At 62.6% G+C, this 23515-nt stretch carries 19 protein-coding genes and 14 tRNA genes; 25 read left to right on the plus strand and 8 right to left on the minus strand.

Translation table 11 applies throughout. The features are described 5' to 3' along the window. Window positions 1–49 precede the first annotated feature (49 nt). The 16 genes from pal (at window position 50) to I6L39_RS10035 (ending at window position 3112) form a co-directional block, all read left to right on the plus strand. Entirely contained in the window at window positions 50–574 is a 525-nt protein-coding gene (gene pal / locus I6L39_RS09960; RefSeq protein WP_010672877.1) for a peptidoglycan-associated lipoprotein Pal, read from the plus strand. 158 nt (window positions 575–732) lie between these two features. Continuing rightward, window positions 733–1536 carry a tol-pal system protein YbgF gene (ybgF, locus tag I6L39_RS09965; RefSeq protein WP_209794722.1) on the plus strand — a complete coding sequence of 268 codons (804 nt, stop codon included), beginning with the start codon at window positions 733–735 and terminating at the stop codon, window positions 1534–1536. Between the two features lie 174 nt (window positions 1537–1710). Next, window positions 1711–1786 (plus strand) — tRNA-Lys (locus tag I6L39_RS09970). A 32-nt stretch (window positions 1787–1818) separates the two neighbouring features. After that, window positions 1819–1894, plus strand: a tRNA-Val gene (locus I6L39_RS09975). A gap of 48 nt (window positions 1895–1942) precedes the next feature. Next, window positions 1943–2018: transfer RNA gene (locus tag I6L39_RS09980), tRNA-Lys, on the plus strand. Window positions 2019–2040: 22 nt separating this feature from the next. Beyond that, window positions 2041–2116, plus strand: a tRNA-Val gene (locus I6L39_RS09985). A 48-nt stretch (window positions 2117–2164) separates the two neighbouring features. Then, a tRNA-Lys gene (locus I6L39_RS09990) sits at window positions 2165–2240 on the plus strand. A gap of 22 nt (window positions 2241–2262) precedes the next feature. After that, window positions 2263–2338, plus strand: a tRNA-Val gene (locus tag I6L39_RS09995). Between the two features lie 34 nt (window positions 2339–2372). Continuing rightward, window positions 2373–2448: transfer RNA gene (locus tag I6L39_RS10000), tRNA-Lys, on the plus strand. Window positions 2449–2464: 16 nt separating this feature from the next. Beyond that, window positions 2465–2540, plus strand: a tRNA-Val gene (locus I6L39_RS10005). Between the two features lie 22 nt (window positions 2541–2562). Further along, window positions 2563–2638, plus strand: a tRNA-Lys gene (locus I6L39_RS10010). 17 nt (window positions 2639–2655) lie between these two features. Continuing rightward, window positions 2656–2731: transfer RNA gene (locus I6L39_RS10015), tRNA-Val, on the plus strand. 22 nt (window positions 2732–2753) lie between these two features. Further along, window positions 2754–2829: transfer RNA gene (locus I6L39_RS10020), tRNA-Lys, on the plus strand. 16 nt (window positions 2830–2845) lie between these two features. Then, window positions 2846–2921 (plus strand) — tRNA-Val (locus I6L39_RS10025). Window positions 2922–2943: 22 nt separating this feature from the next. After that, a tRNA-Lys gene (locus I6L39_RS10030) sits at window positions 2944–3019 on the plus strand. 17 nt (window positions 3020–3036) lie between these two features. Next, window positions 3037–3112 (plus strand) — tRNA-Val (locus I6L39_RS10035). Between the two features lie 47 nt (window positions 3113–3159). Here the strand turns inward: I6L39_RS10035 and I6L39_RS10040 are convergent. Further along, complete coding sequence (locus I6L39_RS10040; protein WP_216991680.1) at window positions 3160–5265, minus strand: methyl-accepting chemotaxis protein; 2106 nt, start codon at window positions 5263–5265, stop codon at window positions 3160–3162. Between the two features lie 141 nt (window positions 5266–5406). On the opposite strand from I6L39_RS10040, the gene nadA reads away from it, so the two are divergent. Continuing rightward, on the plus strand, window positions 5407–6480 hold the full coding sequence (gene nadA, locus I6L39_RS10045; RefSeq protein ID WP_216991681.1) for a quinolinate synthase NadA: 1074 nt from the start codon (window positions 5407–5409) through the stop codon (window positions 6478–6480). A gap of 70 nt (window positions 6481–6550) precedes the next feature. On the opposite strand, the gene I6L39_RS10050 is transcribed toward nadA, so the two are convergent. Continuing rightward, the gene (locus I6L39_RS10050; protein ID WP_216991682.1) at window positions 6551–7411 is read right to left on the minus strand and encodes a D-hexose-6-phosphate mutarotase; all 861 of its coding nucleotides are present in this window, start codon (window positions 7409–7411) and stop codon (window positions 6551–6553) included. Window positions 7412–7516: 105 nt separating this feature from the next. Beyond that, window positions 7517–8512, minus strand: coding sequence for a type I glyceraldehyde-3-phosphate dehydrogenase (gene gap, locus I6L39_RS10055; RefSeq protein ID WP_042074119.1), 996 nt, complete (start codon window positions 8510–8512; stop codon window positions 7517–7519). 345 nt (window positions 8513–8857) lie between these two features. Between gap and malQ the strand changes: the two genes are divergently transcribed. From malQ to msrB, 4 genes are all read left to right on the plus strand, one after another. Next, window positions 8858–11047, plus strand: a complete 2190-nt coding sequence (malQ, locus tag I6L39_RS10060) for a 4-alpha-glucanotransferase (RefSeq protein ID WP_216991683.1) — start codon at window positions 8858–8860, stop codon at window positions 11045–11047. 82 nt (window positions 11048–11129) lie between these two features. Next, window positions 11130–13307: a 1,4-alpha-glucan branching protein GlgB gene (gene glgB / locus I6L39_RS10065; protein ID WP_216991684.1), complete on the plus strand. Its 2178-nt coding sequence runs from the start codon at window positions 11130–11132 to the stop codon at window positions 13305–13307. After that, entirely contained in the window at window positions 13307–15448 is a 2142-nt protein-coding gene (gene glgX / locus I6L39_RS10070; RefSeq protein WP_216991685.1) for a glycogen debranching protein GlgX, read from the plus strand. Before glgB ends, glgX begins: the two co-directional genes overlap by 1 nt. Window positions 15449–15593: 145 nt before the next feature. Then, complete coding sequence (gene msrB, locus I6L39_RS10075; protein ID WP_042074125.1) at window positions 15594–15980, plus strand: peptide-methionine (R)-S-oxide reductase MsrB; 387 nt, start codon at window positions 15594–15596, stop codon at window positions 15978–15980. A gap of 72 nt (window positions 15981–16052) precedes the next feature. Here msrB and chrA read toward each other — a convergent pair whose 3' ends face one another. The 3 genes from chrA to I6L39_RS10090 all read right to left on the minus strand — a co-directional run bounded on the left by chrA (window position 16053) and on the right by I6L39_RS10090 (window position 19127). Continuing rightward, window positions 16053–17195 carry a chromate efflux transporter gene (chrA, locus tag I6L39_RS10080; protein ID WP_216991686.1) on the minus strand — a complete coding sequence of 381 codons (1143 nt, stop codon included), beginning with the start codon at window positions 17193–17195 and terminating at the stop codon, window positions 16053–16055. A 377-nt stretch (window positions 17196–17572) separates the two neighbouring features. Then, window positions 17573–18016 (minus strand): NUDIX hydrolase, encoded by a 444-nt coding sequence (locus tag I6L39_RS10085; RefSeq protein ID WP_216991687.1) that lies wholly within the window; start codon window positions 18014–18016, stop codon window positions 17573–17575. Window positions 18017–18128: 112 nt separating this feature from the next. Beyond that, a complete protein-coding gene (locus tag I6L39_RS10090; RefSeq protein WP_216991688.1) occupies window positions 18129–19127 on the minus strand; it encodes an NADP-dependent oxidoreductase in 999 nt (332 codons plus the stop codon). Between the two features lie 176 nt (window positions 19128–19303). Between I6L39_RS10090 and I6L39_RS10095 the strand changes: the two genes are divergently transcribed. The 3 genes from I6L39_RS10095 to I6L39_RS10105 all read left to right on the plus strand — a co-directional run bounded on the left by I6L39_RS10095 (window position 19304) and on the right by I6L39_RS10105 (window position 20454). Beyond that, entirely contained in the window at window positions 19304–19729 is a 426-nt protein-coding gene (locus I6L39_RS10095) for a MarR family winged helix-turn-helix transcriptional regulator (protein ID WP_042074132.1), read from the plus strand. A 27-nt stretch (window positions 19730–19756) separates the two neighbouring features. After that, complete coding sequence (locus I6L39_RS10100) at window positions 19757–19987, plus strand: hypothetical protein (RefSeq protein ID WP_216991689.1); 231 nt, start codon at window positions 19757–19759, stop codon at window positions 19985–19987. Window positions 19988–20136: 149 nt separating this feature from the next. Beyond that, complete coding sequence (locus I6L39_RS10105; protein ID WP_042074135.1) at window positions 20137–20454, plus strand: hypothetical protein; 318 nt, start codon at window positions 20137–20139, stop codon at window positions 20452–20454. A gap of 94 nt (window positions 20455–20548) precedes the next feature. On the opposite strand, the gene I6L39_RS10110 is transcribed toward I6L39_RS10105, so the two are convergent. Both I6L39_RS10110 and I6L39_RS10115 read right to left on the minus strand, forming a co-directional pair. Then, complete coding sequence (locus I6L39_RS10110; RefSeq protein WP_042074137.1) at window positions 20549–21025, minus strand: Lrp/AsnC family transcriptional regulator; 477 nt, start codon at window positions 21023–21025, stop codon at window positions 20549–20551. A 308-nt stretch (window positions 21026–21333) separates the two neighbouring features. Beyond that, window positions 21334–21954, minus strand: coding sequence for a metalloregulator ArsR/SmtB family transcription factor (locus I6L39_RS10115; protein ID WP_216991690.1), 621 nt, complete (start codon window positions 21952–21954; stop codon window positions 21334–21336). A 166-nt stretch (window positions 21955–22120) separates the two neighbouring features. On the opposite strand from I6L39_RS10115, the gene I6L39_RS10120 reads away from it, so the two are divergent. After that, window positions 22121–23362 (plus strand): MFS transporter, encoded by a 1242-nt coding sequence (locus I6L39_RS10120; protein ID WP_216991691.1) that lies wholly within the window; start codon window positions 22121–22123, stop codon window positions 23360–23362. Window positions 23363–23515: the final 153 nt, after the last annotated feature.

A 23515-nucleotide genomic window follows, 5' to 3' on the forward strand; every position in this document is an offset into this window, starting at 1 on the left:
AAAAAAATCGCTTGTTTTTTGTTTTGTTATAAAGGTTTAAGGAAATAGCATGCAACTCAATAAACTGCTCAAGGGTCTGGCCATCGCACTGCCACTGTTCACCCTGGCCGCCTGTAGCTCCTCTTCCGACTCCGACGCCGCTGGCGCCGAGTCCGGCATGACCGACGGCATGGGCGGTGTACAAACCGGCGGCGCCAACGGCATGTTGTCCCCGGAAGAGCAGATGCGTCAGAAGTTCGAAGCGCTGCAGCGCGACAACGTGATCTACTTCCCGTACGATGGCTACGACATCCAGGGTCAGTACGCCGACCTGCTGGATGCCCACGCCAGCTACCTGCGTGAGCGTCCGAGCGTCAAGGTATTGATCGAAGGCCACGCGGATGAGCGCGGCACTCCGGAATACAACATCGCACTGGGCGAGCGTCGTGCCAAGGCCGTTGCCAAGTATCTGCAAACCCTGGGTGTGCAGGCCGAGCAGCTCTCCATCGTCAGCTATGGCGAAGAGAAGCCGCTGGATCTGTCCCACACCGAGGAAGCCTTTGCCAAGAACCGCCGTGCGGTCCTGGTTTACTAAGGTTTGAATCGAACGAAGTTCGTTTATATGCAAGCGGCCATTTCGATGGCCGTTTTATTTGCACTAAACGCCAAGGTTTGATCCGAATGAAATCTGTATCAGCGAGCGACTATGGCGCTGGCCGTTTTATTTGCACTAAACGCTAAGGTTTGATCCGAATGAAATCTGTGTACAAGCAAGCTGTTGTTGCGCTGGCGGTATTGGTTGCTCTGAATGCGCAAGCGGCGGCACCGGTGAGCGATCTCAGTGGCGACAGCGGCAGTGCCGTGGCCCTCAGTGGCAACAACGGTGCCATAGTGCCGACGGGCAGTCTGGAAGACAGGGTCGCCCTGCTGGAACGCACCCTCAACGCCCGTCTGCGCCTGCAGGCCGAATTGCAGCAGCAGGTCGACTCCCTGCAAGGGGAAGTCTCCGAACTGCGCGGCCAGCTGGAGCAGCAGACCTACCAGATGGAGCAGTCCCAGGAGCGCCAGCGCCAGCTCTACCAGGAGCTCGACAAGGTGGCGAACAGCCAGCCTGCCGCCGCCCCGGCACAGCCAGCCGCCGCTGCTGCGACCCCTGCTGCGGCAGCCAATTACTCGACCAACCAGGACGAGAATCAGGCCTACGACGCGGCCGTGAACATGGTGCTCAAGGAGAAGAACTACGACAAGGCCATTCCCGCCTTCGAGGGCTTCATCAAGCAATTCCCCAGCTCCAGCTATGTCCCCAATGCCCATTACTGGCTCGGTCAGCTGATGTTCAACAAGGGCGACAGAGCCGGTGCCGCGAGCCAGTTCACCACGGTGGCGAACAAGTACAGCAAGTCGCCCAAGCGGGCCGACGCCTTGCTGAAGCTCGGCATGCTGGCCCAGCTCGATGGCAAGAAGGCGGAAGCCAAGGCCTTCTATGAGCAGGTGATCAAGGGGTACCCCAACACCTCGCCGGCCCAGTTGGCCAAGCAGAGCCTGGGCAAGCTGTAACATTGCTGCATGTCACTGTTTTAGTAACAGTCTTGTAAAGATGCTCTTGCTTTGTATGCGCAGTGAACAAACAGATTTAATTTAAGATTTTTCTATTGCGCCAGGATGATAAATCCGTAATATAGGCCGCCGTCAGAGCCGGTGCAGCAGTGCAGTCGGTCCTGGTCGTGGTGAGGGTCGTTAGCTCAGTCGGTAGAGCAGTTGACTTTTAATCAATTGGTCGCTGGTTCGAATCCAGCACGACCCACCATTTCTTCACAACGGGTGAAGACAGCATTCCCAGGTCGTTTAGCTCAGCTGGGAGAGCACCTCCCTTACAAGGAGGGGGTCACTGGTTCGAGCCCAGTAACGACCACCATGCTTTAACACTGTCCGCCACATGCGGTCGGTGACAGGTTCAGGATGTGGGTCGTTAGCTCAGTCGGTAGAGCAGTTGACTCTTAATCAATTGGTCGTAGGTTCGATCCCTACACGACCCACCACTCTTGACCGCACAGATTCCCAGGTCGTTTAGCTCAGCTGGGAGAGCACCTCCCTTACAAGGAGGGGGTCACTGGTTCGAGCCCAGTAACGACCACCATGCTTTAACACTGTCCGCCACATGCGGTCGGTGACAGGTTCAGGATGTGGGTCGTTAGCTCAGTCGGTAGAGCAGTTGACTCTTAATCAATTGGTCGTAGGTTCGATCCCTACACGACCCACCACTCTTGACCGCACAGATTCCCAGGTCGTTTAGCTCAGCTGGGAGAGCACCTCCCTTACAAGGAGGGGGTCACTGGTTCGAGCCCAGTAACGACCACCACTTTCTTGAAATAGAAAGAAAAAATGATACAGATGGGTCGTTAGCTCAGTCGGTAGAGCAGTTGACTTTTAATCAATTGGTCGCTGGTTCGAATCCAGCACGACCCACCATCATTTCAGAATCCCAGGTCGTTTAGCTCAGCTGGGAGAGCACCTCCCTTACAAGGAGGGGGTCACTGGTTCGAGCCCAGTAACGACCACCATGCTTTAAAAAATGATACAGATGGGTCGTTAGCTCAGTCGGTAGAGCAGTTGACTTTTAATCAATTGGTCGCTGGTTCGAATCCAGCACGACCCACCATCATTTCAAGAATCCCAGGTCGTTTAGCTCAGCTGGGAGAGCACCTCCCTTACAAGGAGGGGGTCACTGGTTCGAGCCCAGTAACGACCACCATGCTTTAAAAAATGATACAGATGGGTCGTTAGCTCAGTCGGTAGAGCAGTTGACTTTTAATCAATTGGTCGCTGGTTCGAATCCAGCACGACCCACCATCATTTAAGAATCCCAGGTCGTTTAGCTCAGCTGGGAGAGCACCTCCCTTACAAGGAGGGGGTCACTGGTTCGAGCCCAGTAACGACCACCATGCTTTAAAAAATGATACAGATGGGTCGTTAGCTCAGTCGGTAGAGCAGTTGACTTTTAATCAATTGGTCGCTGGTTCGAATCCAGCACGACCCACCATCATTTCAAGAATCCCAGGTCGTTTAGCTCAGCTGGGAGAGCACCTCCCTTACAAGGAGGGGGTCACTGGTTCGAGCCCAGTAACGACCACCATATTGAGAAGCCCGCAGCGATGCGGGCTTTTTCGTTTCTCTCTTTCATCAGGTCCGCAGTCGTTCGAGCTCGCTCGTCAGGGTGGTGGCCGCCTGCTCCAGCGCCTCGCTCAGGCGATGGCTGGCGCTCGCCTCCTGCCCCAGGGTGGTGGCGGTATCCCCGATCCTCATCAGGTTCTGGTTGATGGTGTCGCTGACGGTGCTCTGCTGTTCGGCCGCCGTGGCCACCTGGCTGATGTGGTCGTGGATCTGCTGGATCTGGACCACCACCTGACCGAGCGCCTCGAAGGCCTGATCTGTCCCCTCGACCGTGCTGACCGAGCGGGTGATGCCCGTGCTCATCAGTTGCTGGCTGCTGGTGACCTCGGTCTGCAGACTGCCGATCAGCTGGCCAATCTCGTCGGTGGATGCCCGGGTCTTGTTGGCCAGCGCCCGCACCTCGTCCGCCACCACCGCAAAGCCTCTGCCCATGTCGCCGGCCCTCGCCGCCTCGATGGCCGCATTGAGGGCCAGCAGGTTGGTCTGTTCGGCGATGGCCCGGATCACGTCGAGAATGCGGCTGATGTTGGCGCTGCTCAGCGCCACCTGGGCGACCGCCTTGTCCGCCTGGTGCATGTCCTCGACCAGGGCATGGATCTCGCTGCGGGCCTGGCTCAGGGTCTGCTGGGCCCTGCTGACATGGTGGGTTGCCGCCTCCGACTCCTGCGCCGCCTGCTCGGCGTAGCCCGCCACGCTGACCGCAGTGGTGCTCATCTCGTGCATGGCGCTGACCACGCTCTCCAGCTCCAGGTTCTGCTCGTCCAGGCTGCTGCGCATGGTCTCGGCCGTCTGCTTCATGCCTCTTGCCTGCTGATGTACCTGCTGCCCTACCTGCTTGCTGCCCTGCACCATGGCCCTCAGCTTGCCGAGGAAGGCATTGAGGTGTCTGCCAAGCTCGATGAACTCCTGGTGGGTGTCGATGCGCATCTGCTGGGTCAGATCGCCCTCATTGCTGGCGAGGTGGGAGACGTGGCGACTGATGAGGGAGAGGGGGGCCGTGATGGTCTGGATGAACCAGATGAGCAGTGCCAGCGCCAGCAGGGTGATGATGACGATGGCGATCAACTGCTGCTGCTGGGTGGCTTGCAGCAGGCTGCCGAGCTGGTTGCTGATGGTATCGGCCTGGCTGAGGGCCAGTGCCTTGGGCACCTTGATCATCAGCCACCACTGGCTGTCGGCAGCCTCGATCCGGATCGGCTGCTGCAGGATGAAATCGCTGTCTGTCTCCTGAGGCTGTCCGTTCGGGGCAACCAGTCCGGCCTCCGTCAGGGGGCGCCCCAGCTTGCCGGCGTGGCGGTTGCTGCCGGCGATGAGCCCCATCTTGCTGACCAGGGTCACCTCGGCCTGGTTGTCATAGAGTTGCTTGCCGAGCTGCTCGGCCAGTTGCTGGAAGATGGGCAGGTTCATGTCGACACCGGCGATCCCGACAAACTTGCCCTCCTTGAGGATGGGCACCGTCAGGCTGGTCATCAGCATCTTCTGGCCCGGGCCTATCTCGTAGAGGTAGGGCTCCATCAGGCAGGGTCGCAGGGTGTCGCGGCCACAGAGGTACCACTCGCTGTTGCGGATGCCGAATTCATTGCGTGAGGTGTCGAACTTGGCGTCACTGGTAGCGGCATCTATGGTCTGCTGCGTTATGTTTCCGTTCTGTTCCCGGGTGAAGTAGACCTCCAGGCTGCCCTTGCCGGCAACCGAGTGACTCGCGCCCCCCTGCCAGTCGGCGTCCTGTCCGTCATAACCGTTGGGTTCGAACTGTGCGTAGATAGAGCTGATCCCGTCAGCCTGGCGCAGACGACTGTGCAGCAGGAGCTCTACCTGGGGGCGGCCCAGCATGCGATCAGGCTGGGCCATGCTGCCCTCGAGCTGCGCCGCCATGCCGAGGGGTATCTGGTAGGCCTGCTGCAACTGGTCGGTAATCTGCTGAGCGTAGCGTTCGGCCTGGAATTGCAGGGCGCGTGAGACCTCCTGCTCCAGGGCGCCGCGAGTCTGGGCCACAATCTCGGTGCGCAGGCTGTTCAGGGAGGATGACTGCATCAGCGTCATGGCGACGCCACTGGCGAGAAAGAGTCCAAGGGTGAGCAGCAGCAACTTGGTTTTGAGAGAGCGTTGTTTCATTCGACAACTCCTTTTGGCAAGAATGACAACGATTGATCCGAGCGGGTTCTGACAGTTGTACTGTACTGGATTTGTTGATGGGTTTGTGCGCGGCTTCTGGTTATAATTTTGGCCTTTCCAAGCGTTGATGGAACAGTCGCAATGAGCAATGCACTGAACAATGTCCCGCCGGTAGTCGAGATGGACTACCCCTTCCCGGCCAAGCCGAAGCCCCTGAGCGCCGAGCAGAAGGTGACCCTGATCGCCGAGATCAAGACGCTGCTGCAGGAGCGCCAGGCCGTGCTGGTTGCCCACTATTATACGGATCCCGAGATCCAGGCCCTGGCCGAGGCCACCGGCGGCTTTGTCGGCGACTCTCTCGAGATGGCCCGCTTCGGCCGCGACCACGCCGCCCAGACCCTGATCGTGGCCGGGGTGCGCTTCATGGGGGAAACCTCCAAGATACTGAGTCCCCACAAGCGGGTGCTGATGCCGACCCTGGAGGCGGAGTGCTCCCTCGATCTGGGCTGCCCCATCGATCAGTTCTCCGCCTTCTGCGATGCCCATCCCGACCATATCGTGGTGGTCTACGCCAACACCTCGGCGGCGGTGAAGGCGAGAGCCGACTGGGTGGTCACCTCCAGCATCGCGCTGGAGATCGTCGAGCACCTGGACAGCCAGGGTCACAAGATCATCTGGGGACCGGACAGGCACCTGGGTGCCTATATCGAGAAGAAGACGGGGGCAGAGATGCTGCGCTGGCAGGGCCACTGCATCGTCCACGACGAGTTCAAGGCCAAGGCGCTGCGTGAGCTCAAGGCCCAGAACCCGGATGCCGCCGTGCTGGTGCACCCGGAATCCCCGGCCTCCGTCATCGAACTGGCGGATGCGGTGGGTTCCACCAGCCAGCTCATCAAGGCGGCCAAAGAGCTGCCCCAGCAGAAGCTCATCGTGGCCACCGATCGCGGCATCTTCTACAAGATGCAGCAAGCCTGTCCGGAGAAAGAGATGGTGGAGGCACCGACCGGTGGCGATGGCGCCACCTGCCGCAGCTGCGCCCACTGCCCCTGGATGGCGATGAACGGCCTGGTGGCGATCAAGGAGGCGCTGACCGACGGCGCCGAGCGCCACGAGATCCAGGTGGATGAAGCGCTGCGCCTGAAAGCCCTGATCCCGCTGGATCGCATGCTGAATTTTGCCGCCGAGCTTAAGCTCAAGACCCAGGGCAACGCCTGATCGTCTCTGATGACAAGATGCAAAGAGGGCTCCCGCGGGAGCCCTCTTTCTTTATCCGTCAGCCGTATCGTCAGAGGATCACGGTGGAGAAACTGTGTTCCTCGTCGGGTGCTACCGTGACTCCGGCCTCGTCGGTGATGGCGGCCTCGACGCAAAGCATGGTGCGATAACCGTCGTCGCTCATGTCGGCCATGGCGCTGGCGCCTTCCTGCCAGGGGGTCCAGACCACCACGCTGTCGTGGTTGCCGCTGACCACCCGGGTGGTGCGCTCGCCATCCTGCACGCTGACCATGGCGTCGGGCTGGCGATAGATGCGATCCATGGCCGCCGTCACCGTCAGGGGGCCCTGCTGACGTTCGGCCTGGCCGGTCAGCTTGTCCAGGTAAGGCTCGCCCAGGCCGGTCAGGGTCACCGCTTCCGGCGCGCTGATCTGCAGATAGGTGTGCAGGGCGGCATTGTAGGTGAGCGGCGCCTTGCCGGTGTTGCGGGTGGTCAGCACCAGGGAGAGCTCCTTGCCTACCAGCACGTCCAGCTCCAGCTCGAAGGCATGGGGCCAGAGTGTGCGGCTGGCATCGCTGTCGCGCAGGGACAGATGGACGAGCGTGCCATCCCCGTGATCGGAGACGCCGTCCAGAGTCCAAAGGCTGGTGCGGGCGAAGCCATGGGCCGGCTTGCCGCTGCCAACGCGGGCGGGGGAGGGGCCGAACCAGGGCCAGCAGAGGGGGATGCCGCCGCGGATGGGCTTGCTGCCATCCAGTACGGCCTTGTCGCTGAGCCAGAGGGAGGCGGGCTCGCCATGGCGCCGATAGCTCAGCACGTGGGCGCCAAACAGGCTGATCTCGGCCCTGGCGTGCTCATTGTCTATGGTCAGCAGGGGCAGGCCGTCCTGGCTAAGGGTGCAGTGGGCAGTCAGCGTGCGTGTCGGTGTCATAAAGGCTCCAGTGCTGGGGGACATTCAGAAAGGGTCCGTGATTCAGAATACAAAAAGGCGGCCATTGGCCGCCTTTTTTCAAGCTACGCGATTGCGCATCCCAAATTACTTGGAGATGTGAGCGATCAGGTCCAGAACCTTGCTGGAGTAGCCCATTTCGTTGTCGTACCAGGAGACGACTTTCACGAAGGTCTTGTTCAGCTGGATACCAGCCTTGGCATCGAACACGGAGGTCTGACGCTCACCCAAGAAGTCGGTGGAAACCACTTCGTCTTCGGTGTAGCCCAGCACGCCCTTCATGGCGCCTTCGGAGGCAGCCTTCATGGCCTGGCAGATTTCAGCGTAGGACGCTTCTTTCTTCAGGTTGACGGTCAGGTCAACAACGGACACGTCCGGAGTCGGAACGCGGAAGGCCATGCCGGTCAGCTTGCCGTTCAGTTCCGGGATGACCACGCCAACGGCCTTGGCAGCACCGGTAGAGGACGGGATGATGTTCTGAGCCGCGCCGCGGCCACCGCGCCAGTCTTTGGCAGACGGGCCATCAACGGTCTTCTGGGTAGCAGTGGTAGCGTGAACGGTGGTCATCAGGCCGGATTCGATACCGAAGGTATCGTTCAGAACCTTGGCGATGGGGGCCAGGCAGTTGGTGGTGCAGGAAGCGTTGGAAACGATGTCCTGGCCAGCGTAGGAATCCTGGTTGACGCCCATGACGAACATCGGGGTGGCGTCCTTGGACGGGCCGGTCAGTACGACTTTCTTGGCGCCGGCAGCGATGTGCTTGCGAGCGGTCTCGTCGGTCAGGAACAGGCCGGTGGCTTCGGCAACAACGTCAACACCGATCTCGCCCCATTTCAGGTTGGCCGGGTCACGCTCAGCGGTAACACGTACGGTTTTGCCGTTGACGATCAGGTTGCCGTCTTTGACTTCAACAGTGCCCTTGAAGCGACCGTGGGTGGAGTCGTACTTCAGCATGTAAGCCATGTAGTCAACGTCGATCAGGTCGTTGATACCAACCACTTCGATGTCGGAACGCTCAGCGGCCAGACGGAATACGAAACGACCGATACGGCCAAAACCGTTAATACCTACTTTGATAGTCATAATTGGTTACCTAACTGTTCAGTAGTCAAAGAAAATTCCGTTTGTAAATTTACTAGAACTCACCTGCGAGTCAACCAACAATCTGCGCGAAATTGCGCTATATCATGAAAAACTGTGAAATTTATTTTCGGTTTATGTAACTGGCTACCAGCTTTTGTTGAATGCATCATCAGCAACGTCGGGTGCAGAGAACAACAATAGTGCCTGCCCGGTCACACATCCAGCCGGGGAGATATGTAAAAATGTGCGCGGTTTAGCATGGCCAAAGAGCCACTGTTCAAGTACCACCATAAAAATTAATCACAAAATAGTGTAGACAGAATCCACAGCGGGAATTCTCAAACTATGACCACCCTGATTGAACAGCTGGCTGCCGCCAAAGGCATCGCCAGTGAGTATGTTGATGCCTGGGGCCAGCCGGCCCTGGTATCCGAAGAGAGCAAGGCCGCCATGCTGGGCGCCATGGGTTACCGCGTCGACGACGAGGCCGCCCTGACCGAGCAGCTGGAGCAGGAGCATCGCCAGCACTGGCTGCGCGCGCTGGATCCCGTGATGGTGGTCCGCAGCGGCGAGCCCATCAGCCTCGAAGTCCGTCTGCCCATCGAATTCGTCAACGACGCCCTCACCTGGCAGCTCCAGCAGGAGCAGGGTGCCGTGCTGTCCGGTCAATTCACTCCCATCGAGGGTGAGCTGGTCGGGGTGGCCGAGTTCGAGGAGATGGAGTGCCAGGCCTATCGCGTCACCCTGGATGTCCAGCCGGCGCTGGGTTATCACCAGCTCATCCTGCTGGAAGAGGGCAATGACGAACCGCTGGCCTCCATGCGTCTCATCGTCGCCCCCAAGTCTTGCTACAAGCAGGCGCCCATCGCCAATGGTCGCAAGGTGTGGGGCCCGAGCGTGCAGCTCTACTGCCTGCGCAGCCGCCACAACTGGGGCATCGGCGACTTCAGCGATCTCGGTCAGCTGGTGGAAAAAGCCGCCGCCTGGGGTGCCCACTTCGTCGGCCTCAACCCCATTCATGCTCTTTATCCGGCCAACCCGGAGAGCGCCAGCCCCTACAGCCCCTCTTCCCGTCGCTGGCTCAACGTCGCCTATATCGATGTGGAGGCGGTGCCCGAATTCCTGAGCAACGATCGCCTGAAGGCGGAGGTGGCGAGCCCGGCCTTCCAGCAGCACCTCACCTCCCTACGGGTCAAGGACAACGTGGACTACACCGGCGTCATCCAGACCAAGATCGGCATGCTGCGCCAGGTGTTCGACCATGCCAGCTTCAGCGCCGAGCGCCAGGCTGCGTTCGATGCCTTCGTGGCCGCCGGTGGCGACAGCCTGCAACAGCAGGCGGCGTTCGATGCCCTGCAGGCCCACTTCTATGCCAAGGGCGACAACGCCTGGGGCTGGCCGGTCTGGCCTGAGCAGTTCCGTGACTACCACAACCCGGCCGTTGCCGCCTGGATGGCCGAGCACAACCAGGACGTGGCCTTCTACCTCTACCTGCAGTTCCTGGCCGACGAGCAGCTGGCCCAGGCCGATGCCCGCGCCAAGGCCGCCGGCATGGTGATGGGGATCTACCGGGATCTGGCGGTCGGCGTCTCCGAAGGCTCCACCGAGATCTGGGCGAACCGGGATCTCTACTGCCCGAAAGCCTCGGTCGGTGCGCCGCCCGACATTCTCGGCCCCCTCGGCCAGAACTGGGGCCTGCCCCCCATGAACCCGAACCAGCTGTTCGAGGCGGCCTACCAGCCCATGGTGGATCTGTTCCGCGCCAACATGCGCTCCTGCGGTGCCCTGCGTATCGACCACGTGATGGCCTTGCTGCGCCTGTGGTGGGTGCCGCCCGGAGAGTCCGCCGCCAAGGGTGCCTACATCTATTACCCGGTCAACGACCTGCTGGGGATCCTGGCCCTCGAATCCCACCGCAACCAGTGCCTGCTGATCGGCGAGGATCTCGGCACAGTGCCGGAGGGGATCGACGTGACCCTGAAGGAGAACGGCGTCCACTCCTACAAGGTGTTCTTCTTCGAGCGCTCCAAGGACGATGGCGGCTTCATCTCCCCGGCCCACTACGCCGAGCAGGCTATGTCGGCCCTGACCACTCACGACATGCCGACCCTCAAGGGCTTCTGGCATTGCGACGATCTGGCGTTGGGACGCGAACTGGGCCTGTATCCGGATGAAGAGGTGCTCAAGACCCTGTATGCTGATCGCCACCAGGCCAAGCAGCGGATCCTTGACAGCCTGCATGCCCATGGGGTCATCTCTGGCAATATCAGCCACGACGTGAACTGGGTCGGCATGAACACCGAGCTCAACCACGGTCTGCAACTGCACATGTCCCGCGGCAGCTGTGCCCTGTTCAGCACCCAGCTGGAAGACTGGCTGGAGATGGACAAGCCGGTCAACGTGCCGGGCACCAGTTACGAATACCCCAACTGGCGTCGCAAGCTCTCCCGGGATCTGGAGGATATTTTCGCCGACGAGGCGCTCAAGAATCTGGCGGGCAAGATGAGCCGGGCCCGTGACGAGGCCAGCCGTTGAGCCTTAATCGCCAACATGTGACTCACTTTCATCCGCTTCGGCCCAGGCCGAAGCGGATGTTCAGCCATCAAAGGAAATGTCGATGCCCGTTGAACGTTTGGTTGCCGCCCGCTGTGCCGATCCCTTCTCCCATCTAGGCCTGCTGGCCAATCCGGATGGGCCAGGCCTGAAACTCACCGCCTGGTTGCCCGATGCGCTCGAGGTCCGGGTCAGAGACCTCAAGTCAGGCAAGATAGTTGCCACCCTGACCGCCGCTGACGAAGCGGGCCTCTTTGAAACTGTTTTCACCCGCCGCAAGAATCCCTTTCCCTACCAGCTCATCGCCAGCTACGCCGACGCCAGTGCCGACATCATAGACCCCTACCAGTTCCAGGCCGCCGCCTGGGAAGGGTTGGCGGAGCTGACCTGGCAACCGGAAAACCTCTACCACACCCTAGGTGCACAACTGCGCACAGTGGAACACCTCGGCCAGCAGGTGGAGGGGGTGCGCTTCGCCGTCTATGCGCCGAGCGCCACCGCGGTGAGCCTCATCGGCGACTTCAACTTCTGGGATGGCCGTCGCCACCCCATGCAGCGCAGCCAGTGCGGTCACTGGGTGCTGTTCGTGCCGGGGCTCAAGGCCGGGGATCGCTACAAGTTCGAGCTCAAAGACCCCATGGGCAACCGGCTGCCCCACAAGAGCGACCCGGTGGGTTTCTACTGCGAGCAGTACCCCTCGTTCGCCTCCGTGGTCTATGACCACGATCAGTACCAGTGGCAGGATGCCGCCTGGCGCGAGAGCCAACGCAACGACAAGCGGGAGCAGCCGCTCTCCATCTACGAGCTGCACGTGGGCTCCTGGAAGCGCCACCCCAACGGCGACAGCCTGAACTGGCGCGAGCTGGCGGTGGAGCTGGTGAGCTACATCAAGGAGATGGAGTACACCCACATCGAGTTGCTGCCGGTCTCCGAGCACCCGTTCAGCGGCTCCTGGGGCTACCAGCCGGTGGGCATGTTCTCCCCCACCAGCCGCTACGGCAGCGCCGACGACTTCAAATACTTCGTGGACCAGTGCCACCAGGCCGGGATCGGCGTCATCCTCGACTGGGTGCCCGCCCACTTCCCGTCCGACGCCCACGGCCTGGCCCGCTTCGACGGCACCCCGCTCTACGAGTACGAGGATCCGCGCCGTGGCTGGCACCCGGACTGGAACTCCTACATCTATGACTTCGGTCGCGATACCGTGCGCCAGTTCCTGGTGGCGAGCGCCCTGTTCTGGCTCGACAAGTTCCACGTCGACGGCCTGCGGGTGGATGCGGTCGCCTCCATGCTCTATCTGGACTATTCGCGCAACGCCGGCGAGTGGGTGCCGAACGTCGATGGCGGCAACCACAACTACGAGGCGATCAGCCTCTTGAAGTGGACCAACGAGGAGGTGTACGGCAAGTACCCCCATGCCATGACCATCGCCGAGGAGTCCACCGCCTTCGCCGGGGTCTCCCGTCCCACCTTCCTCGGCGGCCTGGGTTTTGGCTTCAAGTGGAATATGGGCTGGATGCACGACACCCTCAGCTACATGCAGAAGGAGCCCATCCACCGCCGTTACCACCACAACGAGATGACCTTCTCCATGGTGTACCACTATGACGAGAACTTCATCCTGTCCCTCTCCCACGACGAGGTGGTCCACGGCAAGCACTCCCTGCTCTACAAGATGCCCGGCGACGAGTGGCAGCAGGCCGCGAACCTGCGCGCCTACATGGGCTTCATGTATGCCCACCCCGGCAAGAAGCTGAACTTCATGGGTACCGAGATCGCCCAGAGCAACGAGTGGAACCACGACGCCCAGCTGCCCTGGCACCTGTTGCAGTATCCCAAGCACGGCGGCCAGCAGCGGCTGATTCGGGATCTCAACCACCTCTATCGTCATGAACCTGCCTTGTATCAGGCCGATTATGAACAGACCGGCTTCCGCTGGCTGGATCACAACGACGCCGACAACAGCATCTTCGCCTGGCTGCGTGCCGACAAGCTGGGGGCGCATCCCCTGATGGTGGCCTGCAACTTCACCCCGGTGCCTCGGGTCGGCTATCGCCTCGGGGTGCCGGCGGCCGGCCACTACCGGGTGGTGCTCAACACCGACAGCGAGCATTACTGGGGCAGCAACTATGATGTGGGTCTGGTCTTCGTCGCCGAGCCGACGCCCTGGCAGGGCATGGCGCACAGCATAGTGCTGGATCTGCCGCCGCTCGCGACCTTGTTCATCAAACAGGAGTCTTGATGTTCGCAATGGAAAACGGGGTGGATCACCCGCTGGGCGCCCGGCTCGACGAGACGGGCTGCCACTTCTGCGTCTGGGCACCGCAATCGGACAAGGTGGAGCTCTGCCTGTTCGACGAACAGGAGCAGGAGCAGGCCCGGCTGGCCCTGCCCGGCCGGCGAGGCCAGTACTGGTTCGGCCATGTGCGCGGCGTCAAGGCCGGTCAGCGCTACGGTTATCGGGTCCATGGCAGCCCCCAGGACGGCCTGTTGTTCGACCCGGACAAGCTGCTGATCGACCCCTATGCCAGGGCACTGAGCCGTCCTACCTACTGGGACGACGCCCTCTATCAGGGGGACAGCGCGGCCATGGTGGCCAAGTCCGTGGTGGTGGACGATGCCTTCGACTGGCAGGGGGTCGGCAAGCCCGGCATCCCGCCCGAGCGGGTCGTGCTCTACGAGACCCACGTCAAGGGTTTCACCCGCCAGCACCCCGGGATCCCCAAGGAGCTGCAGGGCACCTATCTGGGCATCAGCCACCCGCTGATGATCGAGCACCTGCAGTCGCTGGGGGTCACCTCGGTGCAGCTGATGCCGGTGGCGGCCTTCATGTCCGAGCCCAGGCTCGAGCAGCTCGGGCTCACCAACTACTGGGGCTACAACCCGATCGCCTTCTTCGCCCCCGAGCCGCGCTACGCGGCGAAGGAGGCGGTAACCGAGTTCAAGACCATGGTGCGGGAGCTGCACCGGGCCGGGATCGAGGTGATCCTGGACGTGGTCTACAACCACACCGCGGAATCCGGCTTCGACGGCCCCATGCTGTCGTTCAAGGGGTTCGACAACGCGGGCTACTACGCCTTCGAGTCGGGGGCCCACGGCCCGGACTACCACCGTCACGCCAACGTCACCGGCTGTGGCAACAGCGTCAATCTGGATCATCCCAACACCCTGCGGCTGGTGCTCGACGCCCTGCGCTACTGGGTCACCGAGATGCAGGTGGACGGTTTCCGCTTCGATCTGGCGGTGACCCTGGCGCGGGAGGCGGGGGAGTTCGATCCCATGAGCGCCTTCTTCAAGGCCATGATGGCGGATCCCGTGCTGGCGCGGGTCAGGCTCATCGCCGAGCCCTGGGACATAGGCCCCTTCGGCTATCGTCTCGGCCAGTTCCCGAGCCAGTGGCTGGAGATCAACGACCGCTATCGCGACACGGTGCGCGCCTTCTGGCGCGGCGATGCGGGCAAGATGGGGGACTTCGCCACCCGGCTGGTGGGCTCGCGGGATCTCTTCCCGAAGAACTGGCGCGCGCCCCACACCAGCGTCAACTACCTCTGCTATCACGACGGCTTCACCCTGGAGGATCTGGTCTCCTACAACCAGCGCCACAACCAGGCCAACGGCGAGGACAACAGAGACGGCCACGGTCACAACCTCTCCCATAACCACGGGGTGGAGGGGCCGACGCTCGACCCCAGGGTGAACAACCTGCGCCAGCAGCAGAAGCGCAACCTGATCGCCACCCTGCTGCTCTCCCAGGGGACGCCGCACTTCCTCGCCGGGGACGAGATGGGCCGCAGCCAGCTTGGCAACAACAACGCCTACTGCCAGGACAACCAGATCAGCTGGGTCAACTGGCAGTTGCGCCCGGAGGACGAGCGGCTGCTCGCCTTCACCCGTCAGATGATGGCGCTGCGGGCGGAATCCGGGGTCTTCTCCAACCTGCAGCTGAGCGACGACAGCTGGAATGGCAAGGCGACCAGCTGCCACCAGGTCAACTGGTACCACCCGGACGGCCACCAGCTCACCGATCAGGACTGGCATGCCCCCATGGGCCAGGCGTTCGCCATGGACATCGGCATGATCGGCTGCACCGGCGAGCGCTGGTTCGTGCTGTTCAACGCCAGCGATTACGACATCCAGTTCCGCCTGCCACCGCCGGGGGAGGGGATGGAGTGGATCCAGACCATAGACACCGCCACCAACGACGGCCTGCCCTTCCTGCCGGACGACATCAAGCGGCAGGTGGCGGTCGGGCGCGCCCACTCCCTCAAGCTGCTGGAGCGGGTCGCCCTGCCGGCGGTGGCCCTGGCCAGGGAGGGGGTAGTCGCCACGCAGGATGTTGCCGCCGTGTTGCCAACGGGATCACAGTTCCCGCTGGCGGGGTAGAGTGAAACGACCTGACTCGGTATGCTGGTCACCGCTACCCATGGCAAGGAATCCATATGAATGGCAATAATCCTGGACGGTGGCGTAGCAATCCCGAGAACCGGGCAGTTTCATATCTGCCCGGTCAGCATGACGAGGAGTCAGTATGAGCGGTAACAATCCCGAGCAGTGGCGCAGCAAGTTGAGCGCCGAACAGTTTCACGTCTGCTGGGAGAAGGGGACGGAGCGGCCCTACAGCGGCGCCCTGCTGCACAATCGCAAGAGCGGCGACTACCTGTGCGTCTGCTGCAAGAGCGTGCTGTTTCACTCGGATGCCAAATTCGATTCGGGCTGCGGCTGGCCCTCGTTCGATCGGGCCATCGAGGGGACAGTAACCTACACAGAGGACAACAGCCACGGCATGAAACGGGTGGAGATCACCTGTCGCCAGTGCGGCTCCCATCTGGGTCACGTCTTCCCGGACGGGCCGACCGAGACCGGCCAGCGCTACTGCGTCAACAGCCTGAGCCTGGACTTCGATCCCGACGCCTGACGCTGCCCGCCTCGAATGCGTAAAACGGCGCCCCTGCCAGCAGGGGCGCCGTTTTCTTTTGCCGTCTCAGCCTCAGGCCTTCAACAGGGCGGCGCCCACCAGCAGGGAGGCCAGCGCCAGTATGGGCAGCTTCTGCACGCGCAGCAGGTAGAAGCCGACGGCGGCCAGCGCCAGATCGGTCTGGGCCAGCACGGCGCTCTGCCACACCGGCTGATAGAGGGCGGCCAGCAGCAGGCCCACCACGGCGGCGTTGATCCCCGCCACGGCCCCCGCCAGGCGAGGCTGGGCAAGCCAGCGTTGCCAGCAGGGGCCCATGGCCCACAGCAGCAGGAAGCCCGGGAGGAAGAGGGCCAGGGTGGCCAGCAGGGCGCCCGCCAGCGGGGTCGCCGGCAGCAGCATGGCTCCGAGGTAGGTGGCCAGGGTGAACATGGGGCCGGGCACCAGCTGAGCCAGGCTGTAGCCGGTCAGGAACTGCTGCTGGCTGAGGCTGTGCCCCACGCTCTCCTGCAACAGGGGCAGCACCACGTGGCCACCGCCAAACACCAGGCTGCCCGCCCGGTAGAAGTCGGCGATCAGCTGGCTGGCGGGGCCTCTGGCCACCAGGGGCAGGCCGACAAACAGCAGGGCGAACAGCAGCAGGGTCGGCCAGTGGGGCTGGCTCGCCAGCTCCTTTGATGGGGCCTGCGCCGCCTTGGCCTGCTCACGATAGGCGCAGAGCAGGGCCGCCCCGAGCAGCAGGACGAGCTGGGTCAGCAGGCCGGGCTGCCACCAGAGGGCGGCGGCGGTCACTACCATGACCCCCTGTTGCAGCGTCGTCTTGCAGAACTGGCGGCTCATGGTGAGCACGGCATCGGCCACCACGATGAGCGCCAGCAGCTTGAGACCGTGCAGGGCGGCCTCCAGCCAGAGGTTGTTGCTGAGCAGGCCCACGCCGACGGCGGCAGCCAGCAACAGCAGGAAGGAGGGGAGGGTAAAGCCGATGAAGGCGGCCAGGGCGCCGCCGAGCCCGGCCCGGTGGCGGCCGATGGCAAAGCCGAGCTGGCTGGAGGCGGGGCCGGGCAGCAGCTGGCAGAGGGCCAGCAACTGGGCGAATTCGGCCTGGGTCAGCCACCCCAGTCGCTCGACGAAGGTGCGCTGAAAATAGCCGATATGGGCGGCCGGCCCGCCAAAGCTGACACATCCCAGCCACAGAAATTGAATGAATACCTGTCCCACGCCACCACTCCTGTTCCGTCATCAAAGGCAGTGGCGGGATGATATGACAAAGCGATGAAGGTTTTATGACTATTCGGGTGACCAGGATGGCAGATAGCAGTCCCCGCCAGCCAGCAGGCGATGGCTTATGGGGTGGGCTGGCTCGACACCGGCAGATAGCAGCGCCCCGCCAGCCAGCAGGCGATGGCTTATGGGGTGGGCTGGCTCGACACAGGCAGATAGCAGCGCCCCGCCAGCCAGCGCGCGATGGTTTATGGGGTGGGCTGGCTCGAGGTCGGCAGGTAGCAACGATTGGCCAGCCAGCAGGCGATGGTTTATGGGGTGGGCTGGTTCGAGGTCGGCAGGTAGCAACGATTGGCCAGCCAGCAGGCGATGGTTTATGGGGTGGGCTGGTTCGAGGTCGGCAGGTAGCAACGATTGGCCAGCCAGCAGGCGATGGACTGGCGGCTGGCGTCGAAGTGAGGCTCTGGCAGGGCCTTGGGATCGCACCAGATCCAGCCCTCGCACTTCTCCGGCTCCAGCAGTTGCGGCTCCCCTTCCACCTCGGCCAGCAGGGTGACAGAGACGTAGTGCAGCCCGCTCTCTCGCCAGGTCTCCAGGTTGTTGGTGACGGCGATGACGCGAGGCTGCCGGATGACGAAGCCGGTCTCCTCGGCCACCTCCCGGATGGCCGCCGACTCGAAGGTCTCCCCCAGCTCCAGATGGCCGCCGGCGATGGACCAGTAGGGGGCATGGCTGCCCTTGCGCTTGCCGAGCAGCACCTGGCCCTGGGCGTTGGTGAGAATGACGCCGACACCGACGCGGGGATAGGGGGTAGACATAGGGGAGGCTCCTTGCTGAAACGGCGGGGTGCGCCAGGGAAAACGGGCCCACCTTAGGGCGGATGGGCCCGTCATGCAAGCAGTCTGCGGCCTGAGGCGCCAGTTCTGCGGATCAGTCCAGCTTGACCAGCATCTTGCCGGTGTTGTGCCCCTCGAACAGCCCGATAAAGGCCTGCGGCATGCTGGCCAGCCCAGTGCTGACGGTCTCCTCGGCCTGCAGGGCGCCGGCCTCGAAGGCCGGGATGGCCTCGGCCAGGAACTCCCCGTAGTACTGCCAGTGATCGGAGACCAGCAGCCCCTGGATCAGGATGCGCTTGCGGATCACCTGGGCGAGGTTGCGCGGCCCGCTCCCCTGACCGTTGTACTGCGCGATGAGGCCGCACAGCACGATGCGACCGTGCAGCGCCATGTGGTTGAGGGCTGCGTCCAGCATGGCGCCGCCCACGTTCTCGAAGTAGACGTGGATGCCCTCCGGGGCGAGGCGTGCCAGCTCGGCATCGAGATCCGGCGTCTCCCGGTAGTTGATCACCGCATCGGCGCCGAGCGTCTTGAGATAGGCGACCTTGTCGGCCGACCCGGTAGAGCCGATGACCCTGGCGCCGGCCTGCTTGGCGAGCTGAACCGCCATGGTGCCGACCGCCCCCGACGCCGCCGAGACCAGCAGGGTCTCGCCCGCCTGCAGGCGGGCCACCTTGTGCAGCCCGGCCCAGGCGGTCATACCCGGCATGCCGAGGGCGCCGAGAAAGAGTTGGGGCGGCAAGCGGGTGTCGGGCAGTCTGGTCAGCTGAGCGCCGTTGGCGACGAAGCGATCGCGCCAGCCCTGCATGCTGCTCACCCGGTCACCCACCGCAAAGTCCGGGTGACGCGAGGCTTCCACCACGCCGATGGCGCCGCCATCGAGGGGGCCGTTCAGGGGGAAGGGAGGCACATAGCTCTTGGCCTCGCTCATGCGGCCTCGCATGTAGGGATCCACCGACAGCCACTGGTTGGTCACCAGCACCTCGCCCTCCTGCAGGGCGGGCAGGGGCACTTCCCTGAGGGCGAAGTCGTCCGGGGTGGGGAGGCCGGTGGGACGGCGCAGCAGTTGGATCTGATGGCTGATGGCATTCATGGGCATTCTCCGGCAGTGGGGCCGCGCGCTGGGATGGCGGCCTGGCAATTTTGTTTGCGTGCAAACTAAAGTCAGGTTAATCCCGAACGGCCGGGCTGGCAACTGTTTTGTGTGCAAACTATTCAGCCCTCACTTTTCATGGGGTATACTGCCCCCAGTCGTCAGCGAGGTGCCCCATGAGTGAATTGAAAAAGCAGGTCTGTTTTGCCCTCTACAGCGCCTCCAATGCGGTGATGCGCGCCTATCGGCCGCTTCTGGACAAGCTGGATCTGACCTACACCCAGTACCTGGTGATGCTGTCGCTCTGGGCACGGGATGAGGTGAGTCTCAAGGAGATCGGCCAGGAGACCGGGCTGGATGCGGGCACCCTGACCCCCATCGTCAAGCGGCTGGAGAGCAAGGGCTGGCTGACGCGCACCGTCTCCCGCGAGGACGAGCGGCAAAAATGCATCAGCCTGACCGAGGCGGGTCGCCAATTGCAGCAGGAGGTCAGGGAGTGCTGCCTGGCGGACAACTTGCGCAATCAGGTGGATCTGGCCGATGCTGAGCTGGCCCAGCTCAAGGTGCTCTGCGATCGCGTGTCGGCACAGCTGGGACGCTGACCCCTTCTTCCCATCCGGAGTGACCCGATGAAAGCTCTCTTCCCCCTGTTTGCGCTCCTGCTTGGCGCCTGCGCCGGCAATACCCAGCCTCCCTCGGAACTGGAGATCGACGATGCCGATGCCTGGCAGGCAGTCTGCAAGGACGGCGTCCGCGTCAGGGCCGTCAGCGACGAGGGGATCTGCGCGGATCATCGCGGTGTGGCCATGTGGATGAATAAACCAAGGGTCGTGCGAATGGCAGAGCAAGCCGCCAAATAGTGTGATCAAGGCACCATAAAATGACAAAACCGACCCCTTGGTCGGTTTTTTTTCGCGATCTTGCCTGCACTTTGGCGCCTTGTTCATGGTGCACTCATTTTTCTGTTCCCATACTGGCCTTCAAGATGCCAGACAAAGAGGAGAGTGAGATGCAGTCATCCATCGTCGGTCTCTCCATTCTGTGGGGGCTGGCCAGTTTTGGCGTTCAGGGGGATTTCATCGAGAGCCGTGATGCCGTTGCGCCGTCCTGGCAAGCCGAGTCCAGAGTGGAGATGGAAGGGTACTTGATTGAGTCGTTGGGCGCCGATCGCTGGGTGTTCGACAATGGCAGCGAGAGCCTGGAGGTCGTCCTGCCGGAGGGGCAGTGGGTCTCCACGGGGGAGCGGTTGCGATTGAGCGGTGAGCCCCAGCAGGAGCAGAGCGGCTGGTTGTTGCAGGTGCAGGACGTCAGCCAGGTCGAGGCCTGATCTGCACCCTCGCCAGGCGTGAGCGTGAAGCAGGTGCACGCAGAGACAAGAAGAGGAGGCCCCGGCCTCCTCTCGTTTTTTCCGGCCCTGGCCCTCAGCCCAGGTGATTGAGGGGCAGCGCCGTCTTGTGCTTGATGCGGCGCAGCACGAAGCTGGAGCGCACCCCGGTCACCCCCGGGATGTGGGTCAGCTTGTCCAGCAGGAAGTGCTGGTAGTGTTCCATGTCCCGCACCACCACCTTGAGCTGGTAGTCGGCGTCGTTGCCGGTGATGAGATCGCACTCCAGCACCTCGGGCAGATCCTTGACCGCGTTGTCAAAGTTCTCGAACCGCTCCGGGGTGTGCCTGTCCATGGAGATGTGAATGTAGGCGGTGAGAGTCAGCCCCAGCTGGCGGGCATTGAGCAGGGTGACGTGGGTGTCGATGAGACCGGCATCCTCCAGCGCCTTGACCCGGCGCGAGCAGGGGGAGGGAGAGAGCCCGACCAGCTCGGCCAGCTCCAGGTTGCTGATGCGGCCATTCTCCTGCATCAACTCCAGAATATGCCTGTCTATACGATCAAGTTTCAGCATTCTCCGTTCCTCGTTGCAATTACTAATCCACTTTTCCTAGATTAAGGGTGAACTATTGCAAAAACAACTGAAAATACCTGCTACTTCACAAACACTCACCGCACGGCCAGGGGTACTATGGTGTCATCTTCCGGTGGCAAGACAGACGCCCAACCCGGTCTCTGTGGTGAAGGACCTTACCGGGTCAAGAGCCCCATCAGCCGTTCGACCCAACCGGGAAGCGACGGGCTGGAACGAGAGCACCCTCTCCCCGAAGGCAACAAAGCAGGCATCCCGGCGCCTGCTTTGTTGTTTCTGACGTTTGCGGATCAGGGCTGCGGTCTGATGCGATAGAGGCAGCGGTGATCCCCCTCCAGCAGATACTGCTCCCGCTCCACCCCGGCCGGCGCCAGCAAGCGGCGAAACATCTCCAGCTCGCTGCGACAGAAGCCCCGGCAGGCCCGCGCCGCCGCGCAGATGGGGCAGTGGCTCTCCCACAGCAGCCAGCTGCCATCCTTCTCCTGGCGAAAATCCGCCATATAGCCCTCTCGCGTGCGCTGTGCCGTCAGTGCCGCCAGCCTGTCGGCCAGCGCCGGCTGGGTCAGCTCGGTCTGATAACGGGCCAGCTGTTGCTGCTCCCGCTGGGCGATCAACCGCTCCATGCCCACCTCGCCAAACAGCTGCTGGATGTTGTCGATAAGCTGCAGCGTCAGTTCGCTGTGGCTGTCGGGGAAGCGTTGCCAGGCCTGCTCGGTGAGGTGCCACAGCCGCACCGGTCTGCCGCGCCCGCGGGCCTCGTCCTTGAAACTCACCCAGCCGTCGGCCTCCATCGTCATCAGGTGCTGGCGGGCGCCCATGGAGGTCATCTGCAACTGCTCTCCCAGCTCGGCGGCGCTCTGTGGCCCGTGGCTCTTGAGCAGAAACAGTATCTTGTCGGTGCTGGCGTTCATGGCAAGGCTCTCATGGTCGGCAGGTGCGGTCGCTTGCGCGGCAGCGGTTCTGGCAAGGATAAGAGCATTATGGGGAGGGGGATCTTTTAAATCAATAATTTGCTTTACTTAATCTGGTTTGATTGCCAACATAAATAAACCAATAGCTTTATTTAATGGGGCGGACATGGAAGGGAGCAAGGGGCAGGCCAGCCTGTGGGTATTGGTGATGACGGTGACGCTGGCGGTGGCGGGCTTCAGCCTGCCGTCTCCGGTGCTGGCGCCGTTGATGCTGGATCCGGCCCAGGGCATGCTGACACCGGAAGCGTCGGACTGGAGCCGCAAGGTGTGGCTGGGGGTCATCATGGGGCTCTATCCACTGTTTCAACTGGTAGGGGCTCCCTGGCTCGGCAAGCTCTCCGATCGCCATGGCCGCAAGCCGGTGCTGACCCTGTGTCTGGTGGGCGTGCTGGTGGGCTACGCCTTGATGGCGCTGGGGATCGCCTGGCGATCCTTGCCGCTGCTGTTGCTGAGTCGGGTGGTAGAGGGCTTCTTCAACGGTGACATCGCCATCGTGCAGGCGATGGCGGCCGACATGAGCACCGCCAAAACCAAGGCGCGCAGTTTCGCCTGGATCAACATCGGCATGAACCTGGGCTGGGTGGTGGGCCCCATGATCGGCGGCTATGCCGCCGTGGTGTCCGGCGATTACAGCCTGGCGGCCTGGCTGGCGGTGGCCATGACCCTGGTCAACCTGCTGCTGGTGCTCTGGCTGCTGCCCAATCGGCCGGCAGTGGTCCGCAGTGAGCAGCCGGCACCTGCCCTCTCTTCCCGCCAGCTGCTGCTGCAACCGGCGCTGCTGCCCTACTTCGTGCTGACCCTGCTCAGCTACGGCGCGGTGCAGCTCTACTTCACCTACTTCAACGTCTGGCTGGTGGAGCGGCTTGCCTGGGATCCGGTGCAGCTGGCGCAGGCCGCCGTAATGGTGAGCGTGCCCATGATACTGGGATCCTGGCTGGGCTCCCGGCTGGCTCGCCATTGGCGCGGCAGCAGTCTGGGGGTGGTCGGTCATCTGGTGATGGCGGTGGGCATGCTGATGTTCGTGCTGCCCGGCCACTGGTGGGGGCTGGCACTCACCTTTATCCCCGCCGGCATCGGCATGAGCCTGGGGGAGCTGGCGACCTCGGTGGCGGTCTCCAACCGCAGCCATGCCGAGCAGCAGGGGCAGGCGATGGGGCTCTATCGCGGGCTGGCGGTGGGCAGCGAGATCCTGGCGGTGGTGGTCGGCAGTCTGGTGCTGCTGGCGGGCACCGAGTGGCCCTTCTATCTGGCCGCGCTGTGCAGCCTGCTCTGTGCCATCGGCTTCTATGGCCTGCGCCGGGCGGCAGATCGGCGGCAGCGGCTCGACGTCCAGGTGGAAGCCGGCTGACGGGATCACAGAACGACGCGGAGGGGGCAACCGGCACTTGCATCGTGGCGCCGACTCTGGGACGGTATGACTCCTTGCCTCGTTCAACTCCGTCGCCCGGCGAACCTCTCGACCCTTGCGCCTCGCGATGCTCAGTCTTTGGAGGTGATAGGC

The organism is Aeromonas sp. FDAARGOS 1409, assembly GCF_019048705.1.
Classification (GTDB): Bacteria; Pseudomonadota; Gammaproteobacteria; order Enterobacterales; family Aeromonadaceae; genus Aeromonas; species Aeromonas sanarellii.

Bases quoted from the DNA above. Each gene is read 5' to 3' on its own strand.
- pal (WP_010672877.1), top strand. From the start codon at position 50: ATGCAACTCAATAAACTGCTCAAGGGTCTGGCCATCGCACTGCCACTG.
- ybgF (WP_209794722.1), top strand. From the start codon at position 733: ATGAAATCTGTGTACAAGCAAGCTGTTGTTGCGCTGGCGGTATTGGTT.
- I6L39_RS10040 (WP_216991680.1), bottom strand. From the start codon at position 5,265: ATGAAACAACGCTCTCTCAAAACCAAGTTGCTGCTGCTCACCCTTGGA.
- nadA (WP_216991681.1), top strand. From the start codon at position 5,407: ATGAGCAATGCACTGAACAATGTCCCGCCGGTAGTCGAGATGGACTAC.
- I6L39_RS10050 (WP_216991682.1), bottom strand. From the start codon at position 7,411: ATGACACCGACACGCACGCTGACTGCCCACTGCACCCTTAGCCAGGAC.
- gap (WP_042074119.1), bottom strand. From the start codon at position 8,512: ATGACTATCAAAGTAGGTATTAACGGTTTTGGCCGTATCGGTCGTTTC.
- malQ (WP_216991683.1), top strand. From the start codon at position 8,858: ATGACCACCCTGATTGAACAGCTGGCTGCCGCCAAAGGCATCGCCAGT.
- glgB (WP_216991684.1), top strand. From the start codon at position 11,130: ATGCCCGTTGAACGTTTGGTTGCCGCCCGCTGTGCCGATCCCTTCTCC.
- glgX (WP_216991685.1), top strand. From the start codon at position 13,307: ATGTTCGCAATGGAAAACGGGGTGGATCACCCGCTGGGCGCCCGGCTC.
- msrB (WP_042074125.1), top strand. From the start codon at position 15,594: ATGAGCGGTAACAATCCCGAGCAGTGGCGCAGCAAGTTGAGCGCCGAA.
- I6L39_RS10085 (WP_216991687.1), bottom strand. From the start codon at position 18,016: ATGTCTACCCCCTATCCCCGCGTCGGTGTCGGCGTCATTCTCACCAAC.
- I6L39_RS10090 (WP_216991688.1), bottom strand. From the start codon at position 19,127: ATGAATGCCATCAGCCATCAGATCCAACTGCTGCGCCGTCCCACCGGC.
- I6L39_RS10095 (WP_042074132.1), top strand. From the start codon at position 19,304: ATGAGTGAATTGAAAAAGCAGGTCTGTTTTGCCCTCTACAGCGCCTCC.
- I6L39_RS10100 (WP_216991689.1), top strand. From the start codon at position 19,757: ATGAAAGCTCTCTTCCCCCTGTTTGCGCTCCTGCTTGGCGCCTGCGCC.
- I6L39_RS10105 (WP_042074135.1), top strand. From the start codon at position 20,137: ATGCAGTCATCCATCGTCGGTCTCTCCATTCTGTGGGGGCTGGCCAGT.
- I6L39_RS10110 (WP_042074137.1), bottom strand. From the start codon at position 21,025: ATGCTGAAACTTGATCGTATAGACAGGCATATTCTGGAGTTGATGCAG.
- I6L39_RS10115 (WP_216991690.1), bottom strand. From the start codon at position 21,954: ATGAACGCCAGCACCGACAAGATACTGTTTCTGCTCAAGAGCCACGGG.
- I6L39_RS10120 (WP_216991691.1), top strand. From the start codon at position 22,121: ATGGAAGGGAGCAAGGGGCAGGCCAGCCTGTGGGTATTGGTGATGACG.